Consider the following 23,027-nt stretch of genomic DNA (forward strand, 5'->3'; position numbering starts at 1 on the left):
GGATGGGTGGCTGGTGGGGGCGGGTTGCCGGGGGTTCGGGTGGTATGGGTGTGGGGGTTTCTGGCCGGGGTTGTGGGTGTGCCTGGCGGGCCGTTCGGAGGCGGGGTTTCTGGCTGCCGGTGCGGGGCGGGGCGCGGGGGCTGCGGATATGGGTGTGCCCGGCCTGCCCTCGGGGTGAGGGTGGGCCGGGCACGGGTGGTGCGGTGGTGTGGGGGCTAAGTGATTCGGTGGTGTGGGGGCTGGGTGGTGCGGTGGTGCGGGGTGGTGCGGGTCAGTAGGCGTTGCGGACGGTGAGGGCGCGGTTCAGGTCGTCGATCTGGTCGGTGAGTTTGCGTCGCAGGGCGGGGATGAGGGTCTGGTCGGTGAGGGCTTGTTCGCCGAGGTGGAGGCTGTCGGCGTCGATGGCGTAGGCGGGGAAGGCGTGGCGTCCGGCGGCTTCGGCGATGGCGGGGCCGCGGCGGACGGCGAGTTGGGCGGCGTCGGGGTAGTAGCGGGGCACGTACGGGGTGAGGAGTTCGGTCTGTTCGGGCTGCCAGAAGCCTTGGGCGGTGGCGGTGAACAGGTAGTTGGAGAGGGTGTCGTCGCTGAACATGGCGTGCCAGGCGGCGGCTTTGGCCTCGGGGGTGGGCAGGGCGGCGCGGCAGCGGGCGGCGCCTTCCTGGCCGGTGGCGCTGGGGTCGGCCTCGAGTTCGGCGGTGATGGTGGTTTCGTCGGTGGCGCCGAGGACGGCGAGGCGGGTGAGGATGCGCCAGCGGAGTTCGGGGTCGAGTTCGGGGCCGCCGGGGACGGTGCCTTCGGTGAGCCAGCCGTGGATGGTGTCGGGCTGGGTGGCGGCGTCGATGAGGTGGCGTACGGCGGTGAGGCGGAGGCCGGGGTGGGTGCCGTCCTCGGTGCGGCGGATGAGGTCGCGGGTGAGGGCGGTGAGGGTGGCGAGGGCGGCGGGCCGGTCTTCGGGGGTGACGTAGCGTGCGGCGATCTGGGTGTCGGCGAAGGCGAGGACGCCTTGGAGGAGGGCGAGGTCGGTTTCGTGCGGGAGGTGGGTGCGGGCGGCGTCGAGGTAGGTGGTGGGGGCGAGTTCGCCGTCGCGGACCATGTCGCGGGCGGCGTTCCAGATGACGGCGCGGGTGAGGGCGTCGGGGATGCCGGAGAGGGTGGCGAGGACGGTGTTCCAGGATTCGGGGTCGAGGCGGATCTTGGCGTAGGTGAGGTCGTTGTCGTTGAGGACGACGAGTGCGGGGCGGGGGCCGGGGCGGGTGGTGGGGCCGTTCTGGGGGATGTTGGTGTCGAACCGGTCGCGCAGGACGAGCCGGTCGGGGCCGGACTGGGTGTCGATGGTGTGGTCGTAGGTGCCGACGGTGATGCGGTGGGGGCGGGTGCCGTGGTGGTCGACGGTGAGGGACCAGGTGGTGTCGGTTTCCTCGATGTGGGGGGTGAGGGTGTCGACTCCGGTGGTGCGCAGCCATTGGTCGGCCCAGGCGTGGACGTCGCGTTCGGTGGCGGAGGCGAGGTTGTCGATGAAGTCGGCGAGGGTGGCGTTGGCGAATTTGTGGCGGGCGAAGTGGGTGTTGATGCCGGCCAGGAAGTCCTTCTCGCCGAGCCAGGCGACGAGTTGGCGCAGGGCGGATGCGCCCTTGGCGTAGGAGATGCCGTCGAAGTTGAGCATCGCGGACGCGGTGTCGGGGACGGCGGCGGGGTCGGGGGCGACGGGGTGGGTGGAGGGGCGCTGGTCGGCGTCGTATCCCCATCCCTTGCGGGCGACGCCGAAGTCGACCCAGGTGTCGGTGTAGCTCGTGGCTTCGGCGAGGGTCTGGTAGCCCATGTACTCGGCGAAGGACTCGTTGAGCCAGATGTCGTCCCACCAGGCGAGGGTGACGAGGTCGCCGAACCACATGTGGGCCATTTCGTGGGCGATGACCATGCCGCGGGTCTGGCGTTCGGTGTCGGTGACGGCGGAGCGGTAGATGAATTCGTCGCGGAAGGTGACGAGGCCGGGGTTCTCCATGGCGCCCGCGTTGAATTCGGGGACGAAGGCCTGGTCGTAGGAGTCGAACGGGTAGGGCTCGTCGAACTTCTCCTGGAACCGGTCGAAGCAGGCGCGGGTGATGTCGAGGATTTCGTCGGCGTCGGTGTCGAGGTGGGGGGCGAGGGAGCGCCGGCAGTGGATGCCGAAGGGCAGTCCGGCGTGTTCGGTGGTCACGGAGTGCCAGGGGCCTGCGGCGACGGCGACGAGGTAGGTGGAGATGGGGGGTGTGGGGGCGAGGGTCCAGCGGCCGTTGCCGGTGTGCTGGGTGATGCCGTTGCCGAGGACGGTCCAGCCTTCGGGGGCGGTGACGGTGAGGGCGAAGACGGATTTGAGGTCGGGCTGGTCGAAGGCTGCGAAGACGCGTTGGACGTCTTCCATGAAGAGCTGGGTGTAGACGTAGGTTTCGTTGTCGGTGGGGTCGGTGAAGCGGTGCATGCCTTCGCCGGTGCGGGAGTAGCGCATGGCTGCGTCGATGTGGAGTTCGTGGGCGCCGGGGGTGAGGCCGGTGAGGGGGAATCGGTTCTCGGTGAGGTCTGCGGGGTCCAGGGGGTGTCCGTCGAGGCTGATCGAGCGCAGGGTGGCGGGCTTGATCTCGATGAACGTGTCGCCGGCCGCGAGGGCGGTGAACTGGATGACGGTACGGGAGTCGAAGGTGTTCTCCCCTGCGGTGAGATCGAGGTCGATCGTGTACCGCTGTACGTCGAGGAACTGGGCTCGGGCCTGCGCTTCATCGCGCATCAGTACGGACATGGGGGTCATGCTGCCGTATGCGGTGGGCGGCGTGCAGGTGGGATTCCCGGGTGCGGGGCGGCCGGCGGCGTCGGCGCGGTGTTCGTGCTGCCGGGTGCGGTGGTGGCGGGGCGCAGCCGAGGAGACCGCGCCCTGCGGGGAGCTCACCCGGCACTCACCGGGCGCTCACCCTCAGTCGCCGCGGAAGGTCCGGGACCGGCCGGATCCGTTCACGCGCTGTCCGTCGGTCCGTTCGCCGATTCGTCCGCGATGCGTTCGTGGTGCCGGATGACCTCGGCCACGATGAAGTTCAGCAGTTTCTCGGCGAACGCCGGGTCCAGGTGGGCGCTCTCCGCCAGTTGCCGCAGCCGGGCGATCTGGCGGCCCTCGCGGGCGGGGTCGGCTGCGGGGAGCTGGTGGGCGGCCTTGAGGTGACCGACCTGCTGGGTGCACTTGAAGCGTTCGGCGAGCATGTGCACAACAGCCGCGTCGATGTTGTCGATGCTCTCGCGCAGCCGGTTCAGTTCGGCGCCTACGGAATCGTCGATGTCGCTCGTGGTCATGGTCAGCGAGCTTAGACCGAGCGGGCTACGGAATGATCGTCGGAGGGTGCTCGGAGTCCGGTACCCGGTCGCTCCAGCCGCCCGGCACGCTGCGGCCCTGCTGCTCGCGGAAGCGGACCGGGGCCATGCCGACGCGGCGGGCGAACAGGCGGGAGAAGTACGCGGGATCGTCGTACCCGACGCGGCGGGCGACGGCCGCGACGGGCAGGTCGCCGGTGGCGAGGAGTTCCTTGGCGCGGCCGAGCCGGATGCCGAGGAGGTAGTCCTTCGGGCTGCATCCCGCCCCCCGCCGCACCGCTGTGCGCAGTTCGGCGGATGTCATGCCGTGCCGGGCGGCGTGCTCGGCGACGGACAGCGGCTGGAAGGCGTCCCGGGCCAGGGCGTGAAGTACCGGGTCGCCGTCGGGGCTGACGTCGGCGCGGGCCCGGCGCAGCGCGACGAGGAGTTCGTGGACGGCCGCGCCGGTCTCCACCTCCAGCAGTGGGTTGCCGCGCCGGGCCGCGCGGACCATCCGGCCGACGGCGGCGCGCGGTGCCGCGGTGTCGGCGAGCGGGACGAGGGGGCGGTCCGGTTCGATGTAGCCGAGTTCGGTGTACGTGGTGGTGGCGGGTCCGGTGAAGTCGACGAAGCTTTCGTCCCAGCCGGTGACCGGATCGGCGCCGTAGTGGTGCGGGGTGCCGGGGGTGAGCCAGATGAGGCTGGGGCCGGTGACGGGTATGCGGCGCCCGTCCGGTCCGGCGAACCATCCGCTGCCCGAGTTGATGACGACGGCCACGTGGTGGTCCAGGGTGCGGGGGCCGACGGTCGGCAGTGTGCCGTGCTGGAGGCCCACTCCGAGGCAGACCAGGCCGAGGCGGTGGTGGAGGGGGCTGGGGGTGAAGAAGCGCATCCAGGTGTGGTACATCGGCCTTCGCTCCCCGGTCCTCGCGTCGTGCCCCGACAGCGATGTGTGCCTGCGTCCAGTGTTGATGTGCGCTGCGTCCAGTGTTGATGCGTGCTGCGCCCCGCGGTGAGGTGTGGCGGGCTCAGCGGTGATGTGTGCTGCGTCCAAACAGCCATGATCTTTGTCCATGGACCGGCCGCACGCCAGGGGGTGAGGCTGGGACGTGACATTCCTCCCGGGTTCGCCCGCTCCGTCATATGTGCCGTATACCTCGCGTACCGGTCGCGGAGCGTGGTGCTCCCCGGACCGCGCGCACAGGAGAGAACGAGCACGATGGCTGACTTCACCGTGGGGGACGACCACTTCCGGCTCGACGGGAAGCCCGTACGGCTGCTGTCGGGGGCTCTGCACTACTTCCGGGTGCACGAGGGGCAGTGGGACCACCGGTTGGCGATGCTTCGGGCGATGGGCCTGAACTGTGTCGAGACGTATGTGCCGTGGAACCTCCATGAGCCGCAGCCCGGCCGGTTCCGGGATGTCGCGGCGCTCGGCCGGTTCCTGGACGCGGCGCAGCGGGCCGGGTTGTGGGCGATCGTGCGTCCGGGGCCGTATATCTGTGCGGAGTGGGAGAACGGTGGTCTGCCGGTCTGGGTGACGGGGCGGTTCGGGCGGCGGGTGCGGACGCGGGACGCCGGCTATCTGGACGCGGTGCGTGCCTGGTTCGCCGAGTTGCTGCCGCAGGTGGCGGAGCGGCAGATCGGCCGCGGCGGCCCGGTGATCATGGTGCAGGCGGAGAACGAGTACGGCAGTTACGGCACGGATGCGGTCTATCTGCGCCGGGTGGCGGAGATGCTCGTGGAGTTCGGTGTGAGTGTTCCGCTGTTCACCTCCGACGGGCCGGAGGACCACATGCTGACCGGGGGTTCCGTGCCGGGTCTGCTGGCCACGGCGAATTTCGGTTCGGGTGCGCGGGAGGCGTTCCGGGTGCTGCGCCGCCATCAGCCGGACGGTCCGCTGATGTGTATGGAGTTCTGGTGCGGCTGGTTCGAGCACTGGGGTGCGCCGCCGGTCGTACGGGATCCGGCGCAGGCGGCGGGTGCGCTGCGGGAGATCCTGGAGTGCGGGGCGTCGGTGAACATCTACATGGCGCACGGGGGGACGAATTTCGCCGGCTGGGCGGGCGCCAACCGTTCGGGTCCGGTCCAGGACCAGGAGTTGCAGCCGACGGTGACGTCGTACGACTACGACGCGCCGGTCGACGAGTACGGGCGGCCCACGGAGAAGTTCCGGCTGTTCCGTGAGGTCCTGGCCAAGTACGCGGAGGGGCCGCTGCCCCCGCTGCCGCCGGAGCCCACGGGGCTGGCGCCGGTGCGGGCCGCGTTGTCGGAGTGGGCGCCGCTCGCTGATGTGCTGGAGGTGCTGGGCGACGAGGAGCAGCCGGAGTCCGGTGTTCCGCCGACGTTCGAGGAGCTGGGGGTCGATCGCGGTCTGGTGCGCTACCGGGTTTCCGTCCCGGGTCCGCGCCGCCCGTACGCCTTGGGGGTTTCGGGTCTGCGGGACCTGGCACTGGTGTATGTGGACGGTGTCCGCAGGGGTGTGCTGAGCGAGGAGGACAGCACGCTGGCGGAGCCGGTGGCCGGGCCTGCCGAGGTGGAGCTGTGGGTGGAGTCGCTGGGCCGGGTCAACTACGGGCCGCGGCTGGGCGAGCCGAAGGGGATCAGCGGGGGTGTGCTGCACGAGCGGCAGTTCCTGCACGGTGTGCGGGCGCGGGCGTTGCGGCTCGACGCGTTCGAGGAGCCGGCGGCGGTCGGGTCCCTGCCGTTCGTGCCGGTCGACGGGTCCGGGGGCACCGGTCTGTACCGTGGCTCGTTCGAGGTCGCGGGCGCTGCGGGCACCGGGCATGCGGGGCTCGAACTGCCGGGCTGGACGCGTGGGTTCGTCTGGGTGAACGGTTTCTGTCTGGGGCGGTACTGGGCGGCGGGCCCGCAGCGGACGCTGTATGTGCCGGGTCCGGTGCTGCGGGACGGTGTGAACGAGGTGTGGGTGCTGGAGGTGGAGGGTGCGGGGGCGCCGTATGCGGAGCTGGGGCCGGGGGTGCCGGTGCGGACGGGCGGTCCGGCGCCGGGGCACGCCTGACGGGCGGCGTTCGTCTGCTCCAGGTCCGGTGGGGGCCGCTGCGGTTACAGTGGTGAGGAGTTGAGCGTCGTGGAGCGGGGGTTCGGTCGTGAGCGACAGCCCCCACGGCAGCCCGGTGGTGCACGGTTTCCCGCATCTGGCCACGGTCCGGGCGGCGATCACGGCGTTGTACCGCCGCTTGTCGTACGACGGTGTCCACCGCTTCGCCCCGAGTCTCCTGCCCGCCGATGCCGCGTTCGCCGATGCGGATGATCTGCATCTGGGTGCGCAGCGGGTGGCGCGGGCGATGGTGGCGCATCTGCGGCTGCCGGATGCGCGGATGGTTGTGGCGTTCCGGTCGATGGAACATGCGGGAAGTGTCGAGCTGGCTGCGGGGCCGGAGTACTTCATCGAGCTGAACGACCGGTTCCGTACGCATCGCAGGGACATCGGTGCCGCGCTGTCGCACGAGGTCACGCATGTGCTGTTGCACCGGCTGGGCCTGGAGTTCCCGGGGACGCGTGACAACGAGATCCTGACCGATACGGCGGCGGCCTATCTGGGGGCGGGCTGGCTGTTGCTGGACGCGTTCCGGGAGGATGCCACGTCGAGCCAGAAGCTCGGTTACCTCACTCCGGAGGAGTTCGGGTACGTGCTGGCCAAGCGGGCGCTCGCGTTCGATGAGGATCCTTCGCCGTGGTTCACCAGTCCGCAGGCGTACACCGCGTACACCCTGGGCCGGGCGCAGGCGCTGCGGGAGAGTGTGCAGCCGCCGCTGACGGCTGCGGGCTGGGCGGGGCGCCGCCGGTACGCCAGGGACCGGCGGTACGCGCAGGATCATCCCGGCGCGGCTGCGGGCCCGGGGCCCGAGGTCCCGTACACCTTCGAGGCCGGCCGGGACGGGCTGCGGGTCGCGTTCGCTTGCCCGACCTGTCAGCAGCGCAACCGGGTGCCGGTCCGTGGCCGGGTGCGGGCCCGGTGCGCGTTGTGCCGCACGGTGCTGGACTGCACCACCTGAGGCACCGCGACCGGCAACCTGCCGTGGCGCGCGGCGTATTACAGTCGAATTGTGATGGAAGATCCGATGGCGACGACGGCGGGCGCGGAGGGCGGGCCGGGCCTGCTCGACGCCTTGTACGAGGGTGAGAACGCCGTCGTACGGCTGTTGCGCGCCGGTGTGTCCGCCGAGACGGTGGACGAGGAGGGTGCGAGCGCGCTCTATCTGGCGGCGGTCTCGGACCGTCCGGGGGTGGTGCGGCTGCTTCTCGCGGCGGGCGCCGACCCGGACCGGGCCTGTGGGCCCGAGGGGGGTGATCTGCCGTTGTGCGGGGCGGCGTGCGGTGGTCACACGGAGGTGGCCGAGGCGCTGCTGGCCGTCGGTGCGCGGCCGGATCTGCGTGAGCAGTTCGGGTTCACGGCGCTGCGGTGGGCGGTGGGGCTCGGTCATGCGCGGACCGCCGAGGTGCTGCTGGCGTATGGCGCGGACCCGTGCCTGCCGGGTCCCGGGGGCGAGTCCCCGCTGCTGCTCGCTGCCCGGCGGGGCTCGCTGGAGACGGTACGGGCGCTGCTGCGCCATGGTGCGGGAGCGGTGGAGGGGACGGTCGAGGAGGCGCTCGGCGAGGCGCGGCGTCTGCTGGGGACCGATCTGGAGCAGGAGCTGCGGGCGGGCCTGCTCGACCTGTACGAGGACGCGGCGGCGCACGAGGTCGTGGTGTACCGGAGTCTCGTCGACGGCGGGGAGACGCTGACCGTCGAACTGGTCCGGAACGGGCGGGCGGCCGCGGGCCGGGACCAGCAGACGGGGCACGGTGCGATCGCCACGGTCCTGGAGTCGGAGCTGGGGCTGCGGGCCCCGTTCGAGGAACTGGCGCGGCGGGCGCTGCGGTCGGGGAATCCGGAGCTGGACAACTGGCGGGTGCCGGCGGAGGCGCTGTGCGTACGCGGCGACGAGGAGACCCGTCAGGCGGCGGCCGCGTGGTGCGCGTCGGGTGATCCGTTGCGGCGGGCGTTCGGCGCGGACGTCCTGGCCCGGCTGGGGGTGCCCGTGCCACCGCTTCCGGGGGCACGGACAAGCCCGTCCGGCGCTTGAGGACGGAAGCGGGGCTCCGGGCGCACCCGATTACCGCTCCGTCCCCGAACACCGGACGGGCTGAGAATGAACGGCTCGGCCGTCAGGCCGCGCGACGGCCCCGCGACGGTGCTCCGCCGCGGCCGGTGCCGCCGGAGCGGCCCGTACCACCGGCACCGGAAGCGCGCGAAGCGCCACCCGCACCGCTGCCGCGCGAAGCGCCACCCGCACCGCTGCCGCGCGAGGCGCCACCGGAGCCAGTACCCCGTGAGGAGCCGCCGGCGCCCGAGCCGCGGGACGCGCCGCCGCCCGTGCCCTGCGCGCTGCCGCCTCCGGCGGCACCGGCCGCGCCTGCGCCACCGCGCCGGCCGCGGCCCCGGCTGCCGGAGCGGAAGCCGCCGCCGGTCCCGGTGCCCGTGCCCGCGCCGGACCGCGTGCGCGGCTTCGGCTGGGTCGGTTCCGGTACCTCGATCACGATCGCGACGCCGGAGGGCTCGCGCGCCCCGGTGATCCGGGTGAGCTCCTCGTCGCTGGACTTGATCCGGGTGGTGCGGGGCGCGATGCCGGCGTCCTGCATCAGCCGGGTCATCTCCCGCTTCTCCTCGGGCAGTACCAGGGTGACGACGCTGCCGGACTCCCCGGCGCGCGCGGTGCGTCCGCCGCGGTGGAGGTAGTCCTTGTGGTCGGTGGGCGGGTCCACGTTGACGACCAGGTCGAGGTCGTCGACGTGGATGCCCCGGGCGGCCACGTTCGTCGCGACGAGGGCGGTGACCTGGCCGTTCTTGAACTGGTCCAGGGTCCGGTTGCGCTGCGGCTGCGAGCGGCCGCCGTGCAGGGCGGCAGCCCGTACACCGCTGGCGAGCAGCCGCTTGGCGAAGCGGTCGGCGGCGCGCTTGGTGTCGACGAACATGATCACGCGGCCGTCGCGGGCGGCGATCTTCGTGGCGACGGCCTTCTTGTCGGTCTCGTCGAGCACGTGGAGCACGTGGTGCTCCATGGTGGTGACGGCGCCGGCGGACGGGTCGACCGAGTGCACGACGGGGTCGGTCAGGAACATCTTGACCAGCCGGTCGATGTTCTTGTCCAGGGTCGCGGAGAACAGCATCCGCTGTCCGTCGGGCTCGACCTGCTTGAGCAGGGCGACGACCTGCGGCATGAAGCCCATGTCGGCCATCTGGTCGGCCTCGTCGAGGACGGTGATCGCGACGTCGTCCAGGCGGCAGTCGCCGCGCTCGATGAGGTCCTTGAGCCGGCCGGGCGTGGCGACGAGCACCTCGGCGCCGCGGCGCAGGGTGCCGGACTGCTTGCTGATCGACATCCCGCCGACGACCGTGGCCATCCGCAGGTTGACGGAGGTGGCGTACGGCGTCAGCGCGTCGGTGACCTGCTGGGCGAGCTCGCGGGTCGGGACGAGGACGAGCGCCAGCGGCGCCTTCGGCTCGGAGCGGCGGCCCGCGGTGCGGGCCAGGAGCGCGAGGCCGAAGGCCAGGGTCTTGCCGGAGCCGGTGCGGCCGCGGCCGAGGATGTCCCGGCCGGCCAGCGAGTTCGGCAGGGTGGCGCCCTGGATCGGGAACGGATCGGTGACGCCCTGCGCGGCAAGGGTTTTCAGCAGGGCTGCGGGCATGTCCAGCTCGGCGAACGCCTCGACGGCGGGCAGTGCGGGGGTCATGGTTTCGGGCAGGGCGAACTCACCCTGCGGCGGCGTGGCCCTGCGACGGGGCGACGCCTTGCCGGATCCCTTGCCGGAACCCTGTGCGGTTGCCTTTGCCTGGGCCGTGCCACGCCCCCTCGACGGGCGATTGCGGGCGGGACGGTCCTGACGTTCGGAGCGGGTCATACGGAATTGCCCTCCTGGGGATTCCTGGGGACTACGTGGGACTGCTGGGGACTACGTGGGACTGAACTGCTGGGGAGTTCCGGGGACTGCGCGCGGACACGCGGTGGGAACCGCGGTGCGCGGTGCGCGGACTGCTCAAGGCACCCGGGGTGCTTCGTCGCACCCGGTGCGGGGCGCTCGGTGGCGCCCGGGAATGTGCGTTGTTTCCCAGGGACAGCACAAGCCGGGACCCGCACCGTCACGGTGCGGGCCCCGGCTGCGAGGTACGCGTCCGGCAATTAGGCCGGGACGATGTTCTCCGCCTGCGGGCCCTTCTGGCCCTGCGTGACGTCGAAGGAGACCTTCTGGCCCTCCTGGAGCTCACGGAAGCCCTGGGTGGCGATGTTGGAGTAGTGGGCGAAGACGTCAGCGCCGCCGCCGTCCTGCTCGATGAAGCCGAAGCCCTTTTCCGAGTTGAACCACTTCACGGTTCCAGTAGCCATGTCATTCTCCTAAAACAGGTGCAGTGCCGGAAATCCGCACTTTACGAATTCCAAGTCGCCGCATTGAGCCCCACCCGGAGAAAGCCGGAAAACAATAAAGCGCCTGAGGAAGCATTCCCGTCAGGCGCACATAAAGTTCATGGGTACCAAAACTGCAACCGGACCACCGTAGCACGATCTGCCGACCTGCGGTGGAGCAGGCCACGCCGCCGGCCGGGGGATATCCGGGCGATCCCTTGGGGCGTTTGGCCCGTACGGTTCGCGGAGCCGCTCGAAGACGGCTTTCGGTGACGCGGGACCCGGCCGCGGCGCCGTCGCTCGCCCCTCGCCCCGCGTCAGGGGCGCAGGGCGATCCCGTCCAGGACCATCGACAGGTACTGGCGGGCGATCTCCTCGGGGCTGTGCCGGCCGCCCGGCCGGTACCAGGAGGCGGCGACCCAGACGGTGTCGCGGACGAACCGGTAGGTGAGACGGATGTCCAGGTCGGCGCGGAAGGTCAGGTCGGCGACGCCGCGCTCCAGGGTGCCGAGCCAGGCCTTCTCGAACCTCTGCTGGGATTCGACGAGGTACTGGAACCGGGGCTGGGCCGCCAGGTGCCGGGCCTCCTTCTGGTAGATGGCGACGGCGGCGCGGTGCCGGTCGATCTCGCGGAAGGACTCGGTGACGAGCGCCTCGATGGTCTCCCTGGGGCCGAGACCGGCGTCCAGGACGGCGTCGTACCCCTCCCAGAGTTCGTTCAGGAAGGTGGAGAGGATCTCGTCGAGCATCGATTCCTTGGAATCGAAGTGGTAATAGAGGCTGCCCGCGAGCATTCCGGCCGCGTCCGCGATCCTGCGTACGGTCGTGGCGTTGTATCCCTGGGCGGCGAAGACCTCGGCGGCGGTGGCGAGCAGTTCGCTGCGGCGCTCGGGCGAGGGGGTCACCGGGGGCTTCTTCTTGGTAGGCACCCGCCCATTCTCCGCCCGGCCGCCGCCGCTCGGGCGCCGGCCCGCGCCGGGGGTGCCGCTCCCCCGGCGCCGCCCCTCGTGCGGTGTCAGGGGGCCGTGGTCACCGAGCCGTCGTCGTTGCCCCTGCGGACCGTGTGCAGCGGGTGGCCGGGGCGCCACACCTGGATGACCAGGGTGTCGCCGCCCTCGATCCCGGTGCGCACCACCTCGGTCAGCTCCACCCGGAAGAGGTGGAAGGGCTGCGGCGGTTCGACCTCGTCGATGAAGCGGGCCAGCACGGCGGCGTCGGTCACCTCCACGGCGCGTCCCGAGATCCGCACGTCCCCGTCCGCCATCTCGGCGTCGGGGCCCGGGTTGGCCTGCACCGCGAAGCGGGGGTCGCGGAACAGGTCACGTGCCTTGCGGGAGCCCGGCATCATGCCGAGGAACGGCTCGCCCAGCCGGAACTCCACTTCGAGGCCGGTCACCCGCGGCGATCCGTCCTTGCGGACGGTGGCCAGGACGTGGTGCTTGTACTGCTCGAAACGCTGTCGCACGGTGTCGGCGAAGTCCGGCTCCGCGGTCCGGAAATCTGCCCAGGAACTCGATGTCATGAGGTCATCGAACTGCGGAATCCCGACATCTCCTGTCCGGATTCCCTCAGGACCGTCACGGATCACCCGTTCGGATGCTGTCCGGACGCGGGCGTGGTGTGCTGGAAGGTACCGAGGCCGCCGTCCGGGCGGCGGGGAGGACCGGTTCCCCACCCGAGGTGAGTTCAGATGGCGATCTTCATGAAGGCCACACTGCAGGGCATGACGACGGATCAGTACGAGGCACTCAACGCGGAGCTCCAGGCCCTGCCCGGCGACACCTTCGCGGGCTGCCTGTCGCACGTCTGCGTACCGACCGAAACGGGCCTGGAGATCTACGACCTGTGGGAGTCCCAGGAGGCCATGGACAAGTTCGGCGTGGTCATGATGCCCGTCGCCGAGAAGCAGGGGCTGCCGGCGTCGTCCGCGCCCCCGGCGGTCTCGCAGGTGCACAGCTACTGGGTGCCCGGCTCCTGACCCGACACCGTGACCAGCGCCGCGTACCCCTGCGTCCGCAGGACACAGGGCGTCCGGCCGCGCAGCAGCACCGCGTCGTAGCAGCCGAGCACGGTGTCCGTCCCCTCGATGACGGCACCGTCCTCCAGTGCCACGGCCAGCACCGCACCGCCCTCCGGCGCCGTCAGCCGGAGGGTGCCGCGTACCACCGCCACCTCGGCCCTCGTACGGTCCCTGCGGTACATCACGTTCAGGTTGACGACCGGGCCGGCCAGCAGCCGGCCGTCGGTCTCCAGGTCGCCGGGGAAGTCGTGGGGCCAGTACGGCTCGTCGACGATGTGATGCTCACCGCCCACCATCAGGTCCATGCCGGCGCCCTCCACCACGGTCAGGGTGCGCTCGACGCCGGGGAAGACGGAGAACGGCCCGTCCCCGGCCACCTCGGCGAGGCTGACCCGCCAGTCGAAGGCGTCCGTACCGGCGCCTGGTGACGCGGCGATCTCGCGGGTGGTTCCCACGCCGTTCTTCCAGGCCACCGGTGTCCGGCCGGCCGCCCGCAGGATCCGGAACGCCTCGGAGGTCATAGGGTTTCTCCACTCTCGACGGGTTCGGGACCCCGGGCCCGGGGTCTCGCGTCCGGATCATGCCGGGCTCGCGGGGCCTGATCCAAACGAAGGACCCCAAACCCGGCTGGTTCCCGGTCCGGGCCGTTCGCTATGTTGATCGCCGCCGCCCCACAGGCCGCTCTCACCCGTCCACTGATGAAGGAGCCGGCCATGGAGGCCGCCGCCACCACGTGCTTTCGCCACCCCTCGTACGAGACGTATGTGAGCTGCACCCGCTGCGAGCGCTTCATCTGCCCGGACTGCATGCGTGAGGCCGCCGTCGGTCATCACTGCGTGGAGTGCGTGAAGGAGGGGCAGCGTTCGGTGCGGCAGGCCCGGACCGTGTTCGGCGGTGCGGTGTCCAGGGGCGCGGTGCCGCTGGTCACCTATGTGCTGATGGGCCTGAACATCCTCGTGTACCTGGGTGAGCTGGTCCGTCCGGGGATCGTCGACCGGTTCGGGATGACGGGTGCCGGGCTGACCGGTCCGGACGGCAGCAGGTACGTCTACATGGACGGGGGCTTCCCCGGCCTCGATGTGATCGGTGTGGTGGACGGTGAGTGGTACCGGCTGCTGACCGGCGCCTTCCTGCACCTGCCGCCGGGCGGCTCCTCGTTCGGTTCGCTGCCGTTCGGGGTGCTGCACATCGCGTTCAACATGTACGCGCTGTGGAACCTGGGCCGGGTCGTCGAGGAGCAGCTGGGGCGGGTCAGGTATCTGGCCCTGTATCTGCTGTCGGCGCTGGGCGGTTCGGTTCTGGTGTACCTGGTCGCGCCGTTCGACAACGCGGTGGGTGCCTCGGGGGCGATCTTCGGTCTTGCGGCGTCGTTCTACGTCATCAACCGGCGGCTGGGCCGGGACATGCAGGCGGTGAACAGGTTCCTGGCCGGGTTCCTGATCTGGATGGTGATCTCCGCCGGGTTCACCTCGTGGCAGGGGCACCTGGGCGGGCTGCTCACCGGCGGTGTCGTGACCGTCGTCTACGCGTACGCCCCGGCGGAGCGTCGTACGCAGGTCCAGGCCGCCGGGTGTGTGGTGCTGCTGGCCGTGCTGATGCTGCTGGTGGTCCTCAAGACCTCTGCGCTGACGGGCTGACCGGGGCCGATGCGCGAAGATCGTTCTGCCGGGCGGGCCCGGGGCGCCCGTGCGGGCGCCCTGGTGCGGCGGTCGCATCCGCTGGACCGGCTGGCCGGCGGGCTGCTCGTGCTGGGAGTGGCCGCGGTGGCGAGCGGGCTGCTGCCCTCCGCTCAGGCGGCGGAGCAGATGCGGCGCGTCGGGCCGCTGGTGGCGTTCCTGGCGACCGTGATCGTGATGGCGGAGCTCGCGGGCCGGGCCCAGGTCTTCGATGTGGTGGCGGCGTGGGTGGCGCGGGCGGGCCGGGGCCGTTATCCGCTGCTCTTCGGGCTCTGTGTGGTGTTCGCCTCGCTCACCACGATCACCCTGAACCTGGATACGACCGCGGTCCTGCTCACGCCGGTGATGCTGGCGCTGGCCGGCCGGGTGGGCATCGCGGGGGTGCCGCTGGCGATGACGACGGTGTGGCTGGCGAACACGGCGAGTCTGCTGCTGCCGGTGTCGAACCTGACCAATCTGCTGGCGGCGGACCGGGTGGCGCTGTCGCCGGCCGGTCTGGCGGCCGTGATGTGGCTGCCGCAGCTGGCCGCGGTCGGGGTGACGGCACTGTGTCTGTGGGGGTTCTACTGGCGGCGCGGCCGGCGGGGCGCGGACCGGTACACCCCTCCCCCGGTGCCGGTGCCCGATGACCGGGTGCTGCTGGGGATCTGTTCGGTGGCGTGCGTCGGCTTCCTGCTGGCGATCCTGGTGGTGGATGTGCCGCTGTGGTCCGCCTCGCTGGTGGCGATGGTGGTCGTGGTGGCGGCGTTCGCGGTGCGGCGGCGGGGCGAGCTGCGGCTGTCCCTGGTCCCGTGGCGGCTGCTGGTGCTGGTCCCCGGGATGTTCCTGGTCGTGGAGACGGTCGACGCGCACGGGCTGCACGAGGTGCTGGTGCGGGCGCTCGGGTCGGACAACGGTTTCGTGGGCATGCTGCGGTCGGCCGGGGTGGGTGCGGGACTGTCCAATGTGCTGAACAATCTTCCGGCGTACGTGGCGGGCGAGGCCGTCATTCCCGCGGCCAACCACCACCAGCTGCTCGCTCTGCTGATCGGGGTCAACGCGGGTGCCGTCATCACCCCGTGGGGTTCGCTGGCGACGCTGCTGTGGTTCGAGCGGTGCCGGCGGCAGGGGACGCGGATCGCCGTGCCGCGTTTCGTGCTGACGGGGCTGGTGCTGTCGGTGACGGCGACGTTCGCCGCCACCTGCGCGCTGGCTCTGGTCACCTGATCCGCCGGTCCGCCGGTCCGGTCCTGCGGGGGCGGGGGAAACCGCCCCGGGATGCGCCACGGCGCCTGCCGAGTCGTCCGGTCGGGGACGGGCAGGCGCCGCGTTCAGTTCCGTACGCCGTTGTACGGGACGTCTTGGTGTGCCGTGATCAGACCGTCAGGGAACGGTCCGTCGGGCGGATCGGGGCCGGCAGTGCGCTGGCCCCGGTCAGGAAGCGGTCCACGCCGCGCGCCGCGGAGCGGCCCTCGGCGATGGCCCACACGATGAGGGACTGGCCGCGGCCCGCGTCACCGGCGACGAACACGCCGTCGACGTTGGTCGCGTAGTCGTCGTCACGGGCCACGTTGCCCCGCGCGTCGAGCTCAAGACCGAACTGCTGGACCAGACCGTTGGCCTGGTCGGTTCCGGTGAAGCCCATCGCGAGGGTGACCAGCTGCGCCGGGATCTTCCGCTCGGTGCCGGGCTTCTGCTCCAGCTTACCGTCCTTGAACTCCACCTCGACCAGGTGGAGGGCTGCCACATTGCCGTCCTCGTCGCCCTCGAAGTGGGTCGTCGAGACGGAGTAGACGCGCTCGCCGCCCTCCTCGTGCGCGGAGGTGACCTTGTAGAGCATGGGGAAGGTCGGCCAGGGCTGGTTGGCGTTCCGGTCCTCGCCCGGCCGGGGCATGATCTCCAGCTGCGTGACGGAGGCCGCGCCCTGGCGGTGGGCGGTGCCGACGCAGTCGGCGCCGGTGTCGCCGCCGCCGATGACGACGACGTGCTTGCCCTCGGCGGTGATCGGGGAGACCGTCAGGTCGCCCTCCTGCACCTTGTTGGCGAGCGGCAGGTACTCCATCGCGAAGTGCACGCCGTTCAGCTCACGGCCGGGGACCGGCAGGTCGCGGGAGACGGTGGCGCCGGCGGCGATGACGACGGCGTCGTAGCGGCGGCGCAGCTTCGCGGCGTCGACGTCCTTGCCGACCTCGACCTCGGTGCGGAACTTGGTGCCTTCCGCGCGCATCTGCTCGATGCGGCGGTTGATGTGCGACTTCTCCATTTTGAACTCGGGGATGCCGTAGCGCAGGAGTCCCCCGATGCGGTCCGCGCGCTCGTAGACGGCGACCGTGTGGCCGGCCCGGGTCAGCTGCTGGGCGGCGGCGAGTCCGGCCGGGCCGGAGCCGATGACGGCCACGGTCTTGCCGGAGAGGCGCTCGGGCGGCTGCGGGGTGACGTCGCCGCGGTCCCATGCCTGGTCGATGATGGAGACTTCGACGTTCTTGATGGTGACGGCCGGCTGGTTGATGCCGAGCACACACGCCGACTCGCACGGGGCCGGGCAGAGCCGCCCGGTGAACTCCGGGAAGTTGTTCGTGGCGTGCAGGCGCTCGGACGCGGCGGTCCAGTCCTCGCGGTAGGCGTAGTCGTTCCACTCGGGGATGAGGTTTCCGAGGGGACAGCCCTGGTGGCAGAACGGGATGCCGCAGTCCATGCAGCGGCCGGCCTGCTTGCTGATGATCGGGAGCAGCGAGCCCGGAACGTAGACCTCGTTCCAGTCCTTGACGCGCTCGCCGGCGGGGCGGGTCTCGGCGACCTCGCGGCCGGTGGTCAGGAAGCCCTTGGGGTCAGCCATTGGTCGCCGCCTCCATCATCTTCTCGGTGGTCTCCTGCTCGGAGAGACCGGCGAGCTCAGCGGCGTCCTTGGCGGCGAGCACTGCCTTGTAGGTGGACGGGATGATCTTGCTGAAGCGGGTCACGGCGGTGTCCCACTCGGCGAGAAGCTTCTCGGCGACCGTGGATCCGGTCTCCTCCTGGTGGCGGCGCACGACGTCGTGCAGCCACTGCTTGTCGGTGTCGGAGAGCTCCTCGACCGCGCCGAGGTTCCCGACGTTGACGTTGTCGCGGTTCAGGTCGATGACGTACGCGACTCCGCCCGACATGCCGGCCGCGAAGTTGCGTCCGGTCTCGCCGAGGACGACGGCGTGTCCGCCGGTCATGTACTCGCAGCCGTGGTCGCCCACGCCTTCCGAGACGACGGTCGCGCCGGAGTTGCGGACGCAGAAGCGCTCGCCGGTGCGGCCGCGCAGGAACAGTTCGCCGCCGGTGGCGCCGTAGGCGATGGTGTTGCCCGCGATGGTGGAGTACTCGGCGAGGTGGTCGGCGCCGCGGTCCGGGCGGACGATGACACGGCCGCCGGAGAGGCCCTTGCCGACGTAGTCGTTGGCGTCGCCCTCCAGGCGCAGTGTCACGCCGCTGGGCAGGAAGGCGCCGAAGGACTGGCCCGCGGAGCCGGTGAAGGTGATGTCGATGGTGTCCTGGGGCAGGCCCGCACCGCCGAACTTCTTCGTGACCTCGTGGCCGAGCATGGTGCCGACGGTCCGGTTGATGTTGCGGATCGCGACCTGTGCGCGGACGGGCAGGGCGGACTCGGCGCTGTCGGCGTTCAGGGCGTCGGAGGCGAGCTTGATGAGCTCGTTGTCGAGGGCCTTGGCCAGGCCGTGGTCCTGCTCGGCGATCTGGTGGCGGACGGCGCCTTCGGCGAGCTCGGGGACGTAGAACAGGGGCTTGAGGTCGAGGCCCTGCGCCTTCCAGTGCGTGATCGCACGGTCGGTGTCCAGGAGTTCGGCGTGGCCGACCGCCTCTTCGATCGTACGGAAGCCGAGCTCGGCGAGGATCTCGCGGACTTCCTGGGCGATGAACTCGAAGAAGTTGACGATGTACTCGGCCTTGCCGGAGAACCGGTCGCGCAGGACGGGGTTCTGGGTGGCGATGCCGACCGGGCAGGTGTCCAGGTGGCAGACGCGCATCATGACGCAGCCGGAGACGACGAGCGGCGCGGTCGCGAAACCGAACTCCTCGGCGCCCAGCAGTGCGGCGATGACGACGTCGCGGCCGGTCTTGAGCTGGCCGTCGGTCTGCACGACGATGCGGTCGCGCAGACCGTTGAGCAGCAGCGTCTGCTGGGTCTCGGCGAGGCCGAGCTCCCAGGGGCCGCCCGCGTGCTTCAGGGAGGTGAGCGGGGAGGCGCCCGTTCCGCCGTCGTGGCCGGAGATGAGGACGACGTCCGCGTGTGCCTTGGAGACACCGGCGGCGACCGTGCCGACACCGACCTCGGAGACCAGCTTCACGTGGATGCGGGCCGCCGGGTTGGCGTTCTTGAGGTCGTGGATCAGCTGAGCCAGGTCCTCGATGGAGTAGATGTCGTGGTGCGGCGGCGGGGAGATCAGGCCGACGCCCGGGGTGGAGTGCCGGGTCTTGGCGACCCACGGGTAGACCTTGTGGCCGGGCAGCTGGCCGCCCTCGCCGGGCTTGGCGCCCTGCGCCATCTTGATCTGGATGTCGTCGGCGTTGACCAGGTACTCGCTGGTCACACCGAAGCGGCCGGAGGCGACCTGCTTGATGGACGAGCGGCGGGCCGGGTCGTAGAGCCGGTCGGCGTCCTCGCCGCCCTCGCCGGTGTTGGACTTGCCGCCCAGCTGGTTCATGGCGATGGCGAGGGTCTCGTGGGCCTCGCGGGAGATCGAGCCGTACGACATGGCGCCGGTGGAGAAGCGCTTGACGATGTCGGAGACGGACTCGACCTCGTCGATGTCGATCGCCTCGCGGTCCGGGTTGAAGCCGAACAGGCCGCGGAGCGTCATGAGGCGCTCGGACTGCTCGTTGACCCGGTCCGTGTACTTCTTGAAGATGTCGTACCGGCGGTTGCGCGTGGCGTGCTGGAGACGGAAGACCGTCTCCGGGTCGAACAGGTGCGGCTCGCCCTCGCGGCGCCACTGGTACTCGCCGCCGATCTCCAGCGCGCGGTGCGAGGCGGAGATGCCGGAGGCGGGGTAGCCCTTGGTGTGCCGGGCGGCGACCTCCTTGGCGACGACGTCGAGTCCGGCGCCGCCGATCTTGGTGGCGGTGCCGTTGAAGTACTTGGCGACGAAGTCCTCGTCCAGGCCGACGGCCTCGAAGACCTGGGCGCCGCGGTAGGAGGCGACGGTGGAGATGCCCATCTTGGACATGACCTTCAGGACGCCCTTGCCCAGCGCGTAGATGAGGTTGCGGATGGCCTGTTCGGCCTCGATGCCCTCGATGAACGTGCCGGCGCGGACCAGGTCCTCGACGGACTCCATGGCCAGGTACGGGTTGACCGCGGCGGCGCCGTAGCCGATCAGCAGCGCGACGTGGTGGACCTCGCGGACGTCTCCGGCCTCGACCAGCAGGCCCACCTGGGTGCGCTGCTTGGTGCGGATGAGGTGGTGGTGGACGGCCGAGGTGAGCAGCAGCGAGGGGATCGGTGCGTGCTCGGCGTCGGAGTGCCGGTCGGACAGGACGACGAGGCGGGCGCCGTCCTCTATGGCGGCGTCGACCTCGGCGCAGATCTCCTCGATCCGGGCGGCGAGCGCCTCGCCGCCGCCGCCGACCCGGTAGAGGCCGGAGAGCGTGGCGGCCTTCATGCCCGGCATGTCGCCGTCGGCGTTGATGTGTATGAGCTTGGCCAGCTCGTCGTTGTCGATCACCGGGAAGGGCAGCGTGACGCTGCGGCATGCCGCGGCGGTCGGCTCGAGGAGGTTGCCTGCCGGGCCGAGCACGGAGCGCAGCGAGGTGACGAGCTCCTCGCGGATGGCGTCCAGCGGCGGGTTGGTGACCTGCGCGAACAGCTGGGTGAAGTAGTCGAAGAGCAGCCGGGGGCGGGCGGAGAGCGCGGCGATCGGCGAGTCGGTGCCCATGGAGCCGAGCGGTTCGCCGGCGGTGCGGGCCATCGGCGCGAGGAGGACGCGGAGCTCTTCCTCGGTGTAGCCGAAGGTCTGCTGGCGGCGGGTGACGGAGGCGTGCGTGTGCACGATGTGCTCCCGCTCGGGGAGGTCCTCCAGTTCGATCTCGCCGGTCTCCAGCCACTCCTGGTAGGGCTGCTCGGCGGCGAGGCCCGCCTTGATCTCGTCGTCCTCGATGATGCGGCGCTCGGCGGTGTCGACGAGGAACATCTTGCCGGGCTGGAGCCGGCCCTTGCGGACCACCTTGGCGGGGTCGATGTCCAGGACGCCGACCTCGGAGGAGAGCACGACGAGGCCGTCGTCGGTGACCCAGTAGCGGCCGGGGCGCAGACCGTTGCGGTCGAGGACCGCGCCGACCTGGGTGCCGTCGGTGAAGGTGACGCAGGCCGGGCCGTCCCAGGGCTCCATCAGTGTGGAGTGGTACTGGTAGAAGGCGCGGCGTGCCGGGTCCATGGAGTCGTGGTTCTCCCACGCCTCGGGGACCATCATCAGCACCGAGTGCGGCAGCGAGCGGCCGCCGAGGTGGAGCAGTTCCAGGACCTCGTCGAAGGAGGCCGAGTCGGAGGCGTCCGGGGTGCAGACGGGGAAGATCCGCTCCAGCTTCTCCGTACCGAAGAGGCTGGAGGCGAGCTGGGACTCGCGGGCCTTCATCCAGTTGCGGTTGCCCTTGACCGTGTTGATCTCGCCGTTGTGCGCGACGAAGCGGTACGGGTGGGCGAGCGGCCAGCTCGGGAAGGTGTTGGTGGAGAAGCGCGAGTGGACGAGCGCGACCGTGCTGGCGAAACGGCTGTCGGAGAGGTCCGGGAAGAACGGCTCCAGCTGCCCGGTGGTGAGCATTCCCTTGTAGACGATCGTGCGGGCGGAGAGCGACGGGAAGTAGACCCCGGTCTCACGCTCGGCGCGCTTGCGCAGCACGAAGGCCTTGCGGTCCAGGACGATATCGGTGCTCTCGCCGTCCGAGACGAAGAGCTGGCGGAACTCGGGCATGGTGGCGCGGGCGCCGCTGCCGAGAATGCCGGGGGTGACCGGGACCTCGCGCCAGCCGAGGACCTTCAGGCCCTCTTCCGCGGCGATCTTCTCGAGGTTGCGGACGGCCTCGGTGGAGTCGTCCGCGGGCAGGAACGCGATGCCGACGGCGTAGGCACCGGCCTCGGGGAGGTCGAAGGGGACCTCTGCGCGGAGGAAGGCGTCCGGTACCTGAAGCAGGATTCCGGCACCGTCACCGGAGTCGGGATCGGATCCGGTGGCTCCGCGGTGTTCGAGGTTGCGCAGTACAGTCAGCGCCTGCTCGACCAGCTCGTGGCCGGCCACACCGGTCAGAGTGGCTACGAACCCGACACCGCAGGCGTCGTGCTCGTTGCGGGGGTCGTACATCCCCTGCTGGGCGGGGCGACCGTCCATGGGCGACCAGGCGTCGGTGCGCATCGGCTCTCCCGTCGTCGTCGTGGCATTTGCAGTGCCGAGGGACGACGTTGGCCCTCTGCGAAATTTCGTGCAGATTACATGATGGGACGCTTCTCAAGAAGCGGATAGCTCGTTCCAACATACGGACACCGTCGATGACAGTGAGGGTGGGTCGCAGTCGGAGGATCGGCGCCCGGGGGGACCGCAGAGAGCAGGCGTCGTTGCCTGCGGTGTCTACGGCTCATGCCCGGCGGCAATGGAAACGAAACCGCCGAGTAATGGCTACTTATGTGTAGCCCTGCATAGAGTCTCATTTTACGGTGCGTGAGCCCGTTCCGCCCAGTGGCGGCGGTCAGGACGTACGTCACACAGATGGCGCACGCGTTACGGCCCTGCCCGCGATCGCCGGCGCGACGCCGCCGACAATCGCGGGCAAGGCCGCTGGGCCACGTGCACCGGCTGGTGGACGTGGCCGTGGAGCGTTCCGGGTGCGGGGGCTCAGCCTCCGACGGCGACGCCGAACAGTGCGCCCAGGCCGTAGGTGATCGCGGCTGCCGCGCCGCCGAGCGCCAGCTGGCGCAGTCCGCTGAACAGCCAGCTGCGGGCCGTCACCCTGGCCACCACCGCACCGCAGCCGAAGAGTCCGACCAGGGCGAGCAGCACGGCGGGCCACATCGCGTCCGCGCCGAGCAGGAACGGCAGTACGGGCAGCAGCGCGCCGAGTGCGAAGGCGCCGAAGGAGGACACGGCGGCGACGAGCGGCGACGGCAGGTCGCCCGGGTCGATGCCGAGTTCCTCGCGGGCGTGGATCTCCAGGGCCTGCTCGGGGTCGCGCGACAGCTGCCGGGCGACCTCGCGGGCGAGTGCGGGCTCGACTCCGCGGGAGGCGTAGAGCGCGGCGAGCTCCCGCTCCTCGTCCATGGGGTGCTTGCGCAACTCCCGCCGTTCGACGTCGAGTTCGGCCTCGACCAGCTCGCGCTGGGAGGCCACGGAGGTGTATTCGCCGGCTGCCATGGAGAAGGCGCCGGCTGCCAGACCCGCCAGGCCGGTGATCACGATCGTGCGGTGCGAGACCTCACCGCCCGCGACTCCGGTCATCAGGGCGAGGTTCGAGACGAGCCCGTCCATGGCACCGAACACCGCGGGACGCAGCCAGCCGCCGTTCACATCACGGTGTGTGTGGTTGTCCCGGTGCGCCTCGTGCAGTACGGCTTCGGTCTCGATGATGGACACAGCTCTCCCCTTACTCCGGCGGCGGAATTCACCC

General features: G+C 70.9%; 17 protein-coding genes. 6 read left to right on the forward strand and 11 right to left on the reverse strand.

Going from position 1 to position 23,027, the window contains the following annotated elements; translation table 11 throughout:
• Window positions 1-271 precede the first annotated feature (271 nt).
• From pepN to OG782_RS08890, 3 genes are all read right to left on the reverse strand, one after another.
• Window positions 272-2,773 carry an aminopeptidase N gene (gene pepN, locus OG782_RS08880; RefSeq protein ID WP_406458939.1) on the reverse strand — a complete coding sequence of 834 codons (2,502 nt, stop codon included), beginning with the start codon at window positions 2,771-2,773 and terminating at the stop codon, window positions 272-274.
• A 209-nt stretch (window positions 2,774-2,982) separates the two neighbouring features.
• A complete protein-coding gene (locus OG782_RS08885) occupies window positions 2,983-3,315 on the reverse strand; it encodes a chorismate mutase (RefSeq protein WP_406449043.1) in 333 nt (110 codons plus the stop codon).
• A 25-nt stretch (window positions 3,316-3,340) separates the two neighbouring features.
• Window positions 3,341-4,219 carry a helix-turn-helix domain-containing protein gene (locus OG782_RS08890; RefSeq protein ID WP_406449045.1) on the reverse strand — a complete coding sequence of 293 codons (879 nt, stop codon included), beginning with the start codon at window positions 4,217-4,219 and terminating at the stop codon, window positions 3,341-3,343.
• 312 nt (window positions 4,220-4,531) lie between these two features.
• On the opposite strand from OG782_RS08890, the gene OG782_RS08895 reads away from it, so the two are divergent.
• The 3 genes from OG782_RS08895 (at window position 4,532) to OG782_RS08905 (ending at window position 8,402) form a co-directional block, all read left to right on the forward strand.
• Window positions 4,532-6,334: a glycoside hydrolase family 35 protein gene (locus tag OG782_RS08895; protein WP_406449047.1), complete on the forward strand. Its 1,803-nt coding sequence runs from the start codon at window positions 4,532-4,534 to the stop codon at window positions 6,332-6,334.
• Window positions 6,335-6,422: 88 nt separating this feature from the next.
• The gene (locus OG782_RS08900; RefSeq protein WP_406449049.1) at window positions 6,423-7,331 is read left to right on the forward strand and encodes a hypothetical protein; all 909 of its coding nucleotides are present in this window, start codon (window positions 6,423-6,425) and stop codon (window positions 7,329-7,331) included.
• A gap of 54 nt (window positions 7,332-7,385) precedes the next feature.
• Window positions 7,386-8,402 (forward strand): ankyrin repeat domain-containing protein, encoded by a 1,017-nt coding sequence (locus tag OG782_RS08905; protein ID WP_406449051.1) that lies wholly within the window; start codon window positions 7,386-7,388, stop codon window positions 8,400-8,402.
• A gap of 82 nt (window positions 8,403-8,484) precedes the next feature.
• Here the strand turns inward: OG782_RS08905 and OG782_RS08910 are convergent, their stop codons facing one another.
• The 4 genes from OG782_RS08910 to OG782_RS08925 form a co-directional block, all read right to left on the reverse strand.
• Entirely contained in the window at window positions 8,485-10,218 is a 1,734-nt protein-coding gene (locus tag OG782_RS08910) for a DEAD/DEAH box helicase (RefSeq protein ID WP_406449053.1), read from the reverse strand.
• Between the two features lie 278 nt (window positions 10,219-10,496).
• Window positions 10,497-10,700 (reverse strand): cold-shock protein, encoded by a 204-nt coding sequence (locus OG782_RS08915; RefSeq protein WP_015607926.1) that lies wholly within the window; start codon window positions 10,698-10,700, stop codon window positions 10,497-10,499.
• Window positions 10,701-11,035: 335 nt separating this feature from the next.
• Window positions 11,036-11,647, reverse strand: coding sequence for a TetR/AcrR family transcriptional regulator (locus OG782_RS08920; RefSeq protein WP_406449055.1), 612 nt, complete (start codon window positions 11,645-11,647; stop codon window positions 11,036-11,038).
• A gap of 86 nt (window positions 11,648-11,733) precedes the next feature.
• Entirely contained in the window at window positions 11,734-12,240 is a 507-nt protein-coding gene (locus OG782_RS08925; RefSeq protein ID WP_406449057.1) for a pyridoxamine 5'-phosphate oxidase family protein, read from the reverse strand.
• 201 nt (window positions 12,241-12,441) lie between these two features.
• Here OG782_RS08925 and OG782_RS08930 point away from each other — a divergent pair, with 201 nt between their 5' ends.
• Window positions 12,442-12,696: a hypothetical protein gene (locus OG782_RS08930; protein ID WP_406449059.1), complete on the forward strand. Its 255-nt coding sequence runs from the start codon at window positions 12,442-12,444 to the stop codon at window positions 12,694-12,696.
• On the opposite strand, the gene OG782_RS08935 is transcribed toward OG782_RS08930, so the two are convergent.
• Window positions 12,675-13,259, reverse strand: a complete 585-nt coding sequence (locus tag OG782_RS08935) for a HutD family protein (protein ID WP_406449061.1) — start codon at window positions 13,257-13,259, stop codon at window positions 12,675-12,677. The genes OG782_RS08930 and OG782_RS08935 overlap by 22 nt on opposite strands.
• A gap of 192 nt (window positions 13,260-13,451) precedes the next feature.
• On the opposite strand from OG782_RS08935, the gene OG782_RS08940 reads away from it, so the two are divergent.
• Together OG782_RS08940 and OG782_RS08945 are read left to right on the forward strand one after the other, a co-directional pair.
• Window positions 13,452-14,375, forward strand: a complete 924-nt coding sequence (locus OG782_RS08940; RefSeq protein WP_406449063.1) for a rhomboid family intramembrane serine protease — start codon at window positions 13,452-13,454, stop codon at window positions 14,373-14,375.
• A gap of 9 nt (window positions 14,376-14,384) precedes the next feature.
• Window positions 14,385-15,620 (forward strand): SLC13 family permease, encoded by a 1,236-nt coding sequence (locus OG782_RS08945; RefSeq protein ID WP_406449065.1) that lies wholly within the window; start codon window positions 14,385-14,387, stop codon window positions 15,618-15,620.
• A 148-nt stretch (window positions 15,621-15,768) separates the two neighbouring features.
• Here OG782_RS08945 and OG782_RS08950 read toward each other — a convergent pair whose 3' ends face one another.
• From OG782_RS08950 to OG782_RS08960, 3 genes are all read right to left on the reverse strand, one after another.
• On the reverse strand, window positions 15,769-17,229 hold the full coding sequence (locus OG782_RS08950) for a glutamate synthase subunit beta (protein WP_406449067.1): 1,461 nt from the start codon (window positions 17,227-17,229) through the stop codon (window positions 15,769-15,771).
• The gene (gltB, locus tag OG782_RS08955) at window positions 17,222-21,781 is read right to left on the reverse strand and encodes a glutamate synthase large subunit (protein WP_406449069.1); all 4,560 of its coding nucleotides are present in this window, start codon (window positions 21,779-21,781) and stop codon (window positions 17,222-17,224) included. The genes OG782_RS08950 and gltB overlap by 8 nt, the downstream gene beginning before the upstream one ends.
• A gap of 477 nt (window positions 21,782-22,258) precedes the next feature.
• Window positions 22,259-22,993: a VIT1/CCC1 transporter family protein gene (locus OG782_RS08960; RefSeq protein WP_406449071.1), complete on the reverse strand. Its 735-nt coding sequence runs from the start codon at window positions 22,991-22,993 to the stop codon at window positions 22,259-22,261.
• Window positions 22,994-23,027 lie beyond the last annotated feature (34 nt).

The organism is Streptomyces sp. NBC_00876 (genome assembly GCF_045207435.1).
GTDB lineage: Bacteria > Actinomycetota > Actinomycetes > Streptomycetales > Streptomycetaceae > Streptomyces.

Bases quoted from the DNA above. Each gene is read 5' to 3' on its own strand.
- pepN (WP_406458939.1), bottom strand. From the start codon at position 2,773: ATGTCCGTACTGATGCGCGATGAAGCGCAGGCCCGAGCCCAGTTCCTC.
- OG782_RS08885 (WP_406449043.1), bottom strand. From the start codon at position 3,315: ATGACCACGAGCGACATCGACGATTCCGTAGGCGCCGAACTGAACCGG.
- OG782_RS08890 (WP_406449045.1), bottom strand. From the start codon at position 4,219: ATGTACCACACCTGGATGCGCTTCTTCACCCCCAGCCCCCTCCACCAC.
- OG782_RS08895 (WP_406449047.1), top strand. From the start codon at position 4,532: ATGGCTGACTTCACCGTGGGGGACGACCACTTCCGGCTCGACGGGAAG.
- OG782_RS08905 (WP_406449051.1), top strand. From the start codon at position 7,386: ATGGAAGATCCGATGGCGACGACGGCGGGCGCGGAGGGCGGGCCGGGC.
- OG782_RS08910 (WP_406449053.1), bottom strand. From the start codon at position 10,218: ATGACCCGCTCCGAACGTCAGGACCGTCCCGCCCGCAATCGCCCGTCG.
- OG782_RS08915 (WP_015607926.1), bottom strand. From the start codon at position 10,700: ATGGCTACTGGAACCGTGAAGTGGTTCAACTCGGAAAAGGGCTTCGGC.
- OG782_RS08925 (WP_406449057.1), bottom strand. From the start codon at position 12,240: ATGACATCGAGTTCCTGGGCAGATTTCCGGACCGCGGAGCCGGACTTC.
- OG782_RS08930 (WP_406449059.1), top strand. From the start codon at position 12,442: ATGACGACGGATCAGTACGAGGCACTCAACGCGGAGCTCCAGGCCCTG.
- OG782_RS08935 (WP_406449061.1), bottom strand. From the start codon at position 13,259: ATGACCTCCGAGGCGTTCCGGATCCTGCGGGCGGCCGGCCGGACACCG.
- OG782_RS08940 (WP_406449063.1), top strand. From the start codon at position 13,452: ATGGAGGCCGCCGCCACCACGTGCTTTCGCCACCCCTCGTACGAGACG.
- OG782_RS08945 (WP_406449065.1), top strand. From the start codon at position 14,385: ATGCGCGAAGATCGTTCTGCCGGGCGGGCCCGGGGCGCCCGTGCGGGC.
- OG782_RS08950 (WP_406449067.1), bottom strand. From the start codon at position 17,229: ATGGCTGACCCCAAGGGCTTCCTGACCACCGGCCGCGAGGTCGCCGAG.
- gltB (WP_406449069.1), bottom strand. From the start codon at position 21,781: ATGCGCACCGACGCCTGGTCGCCCATGGACGGTCGCCCCGCCCAGCAG.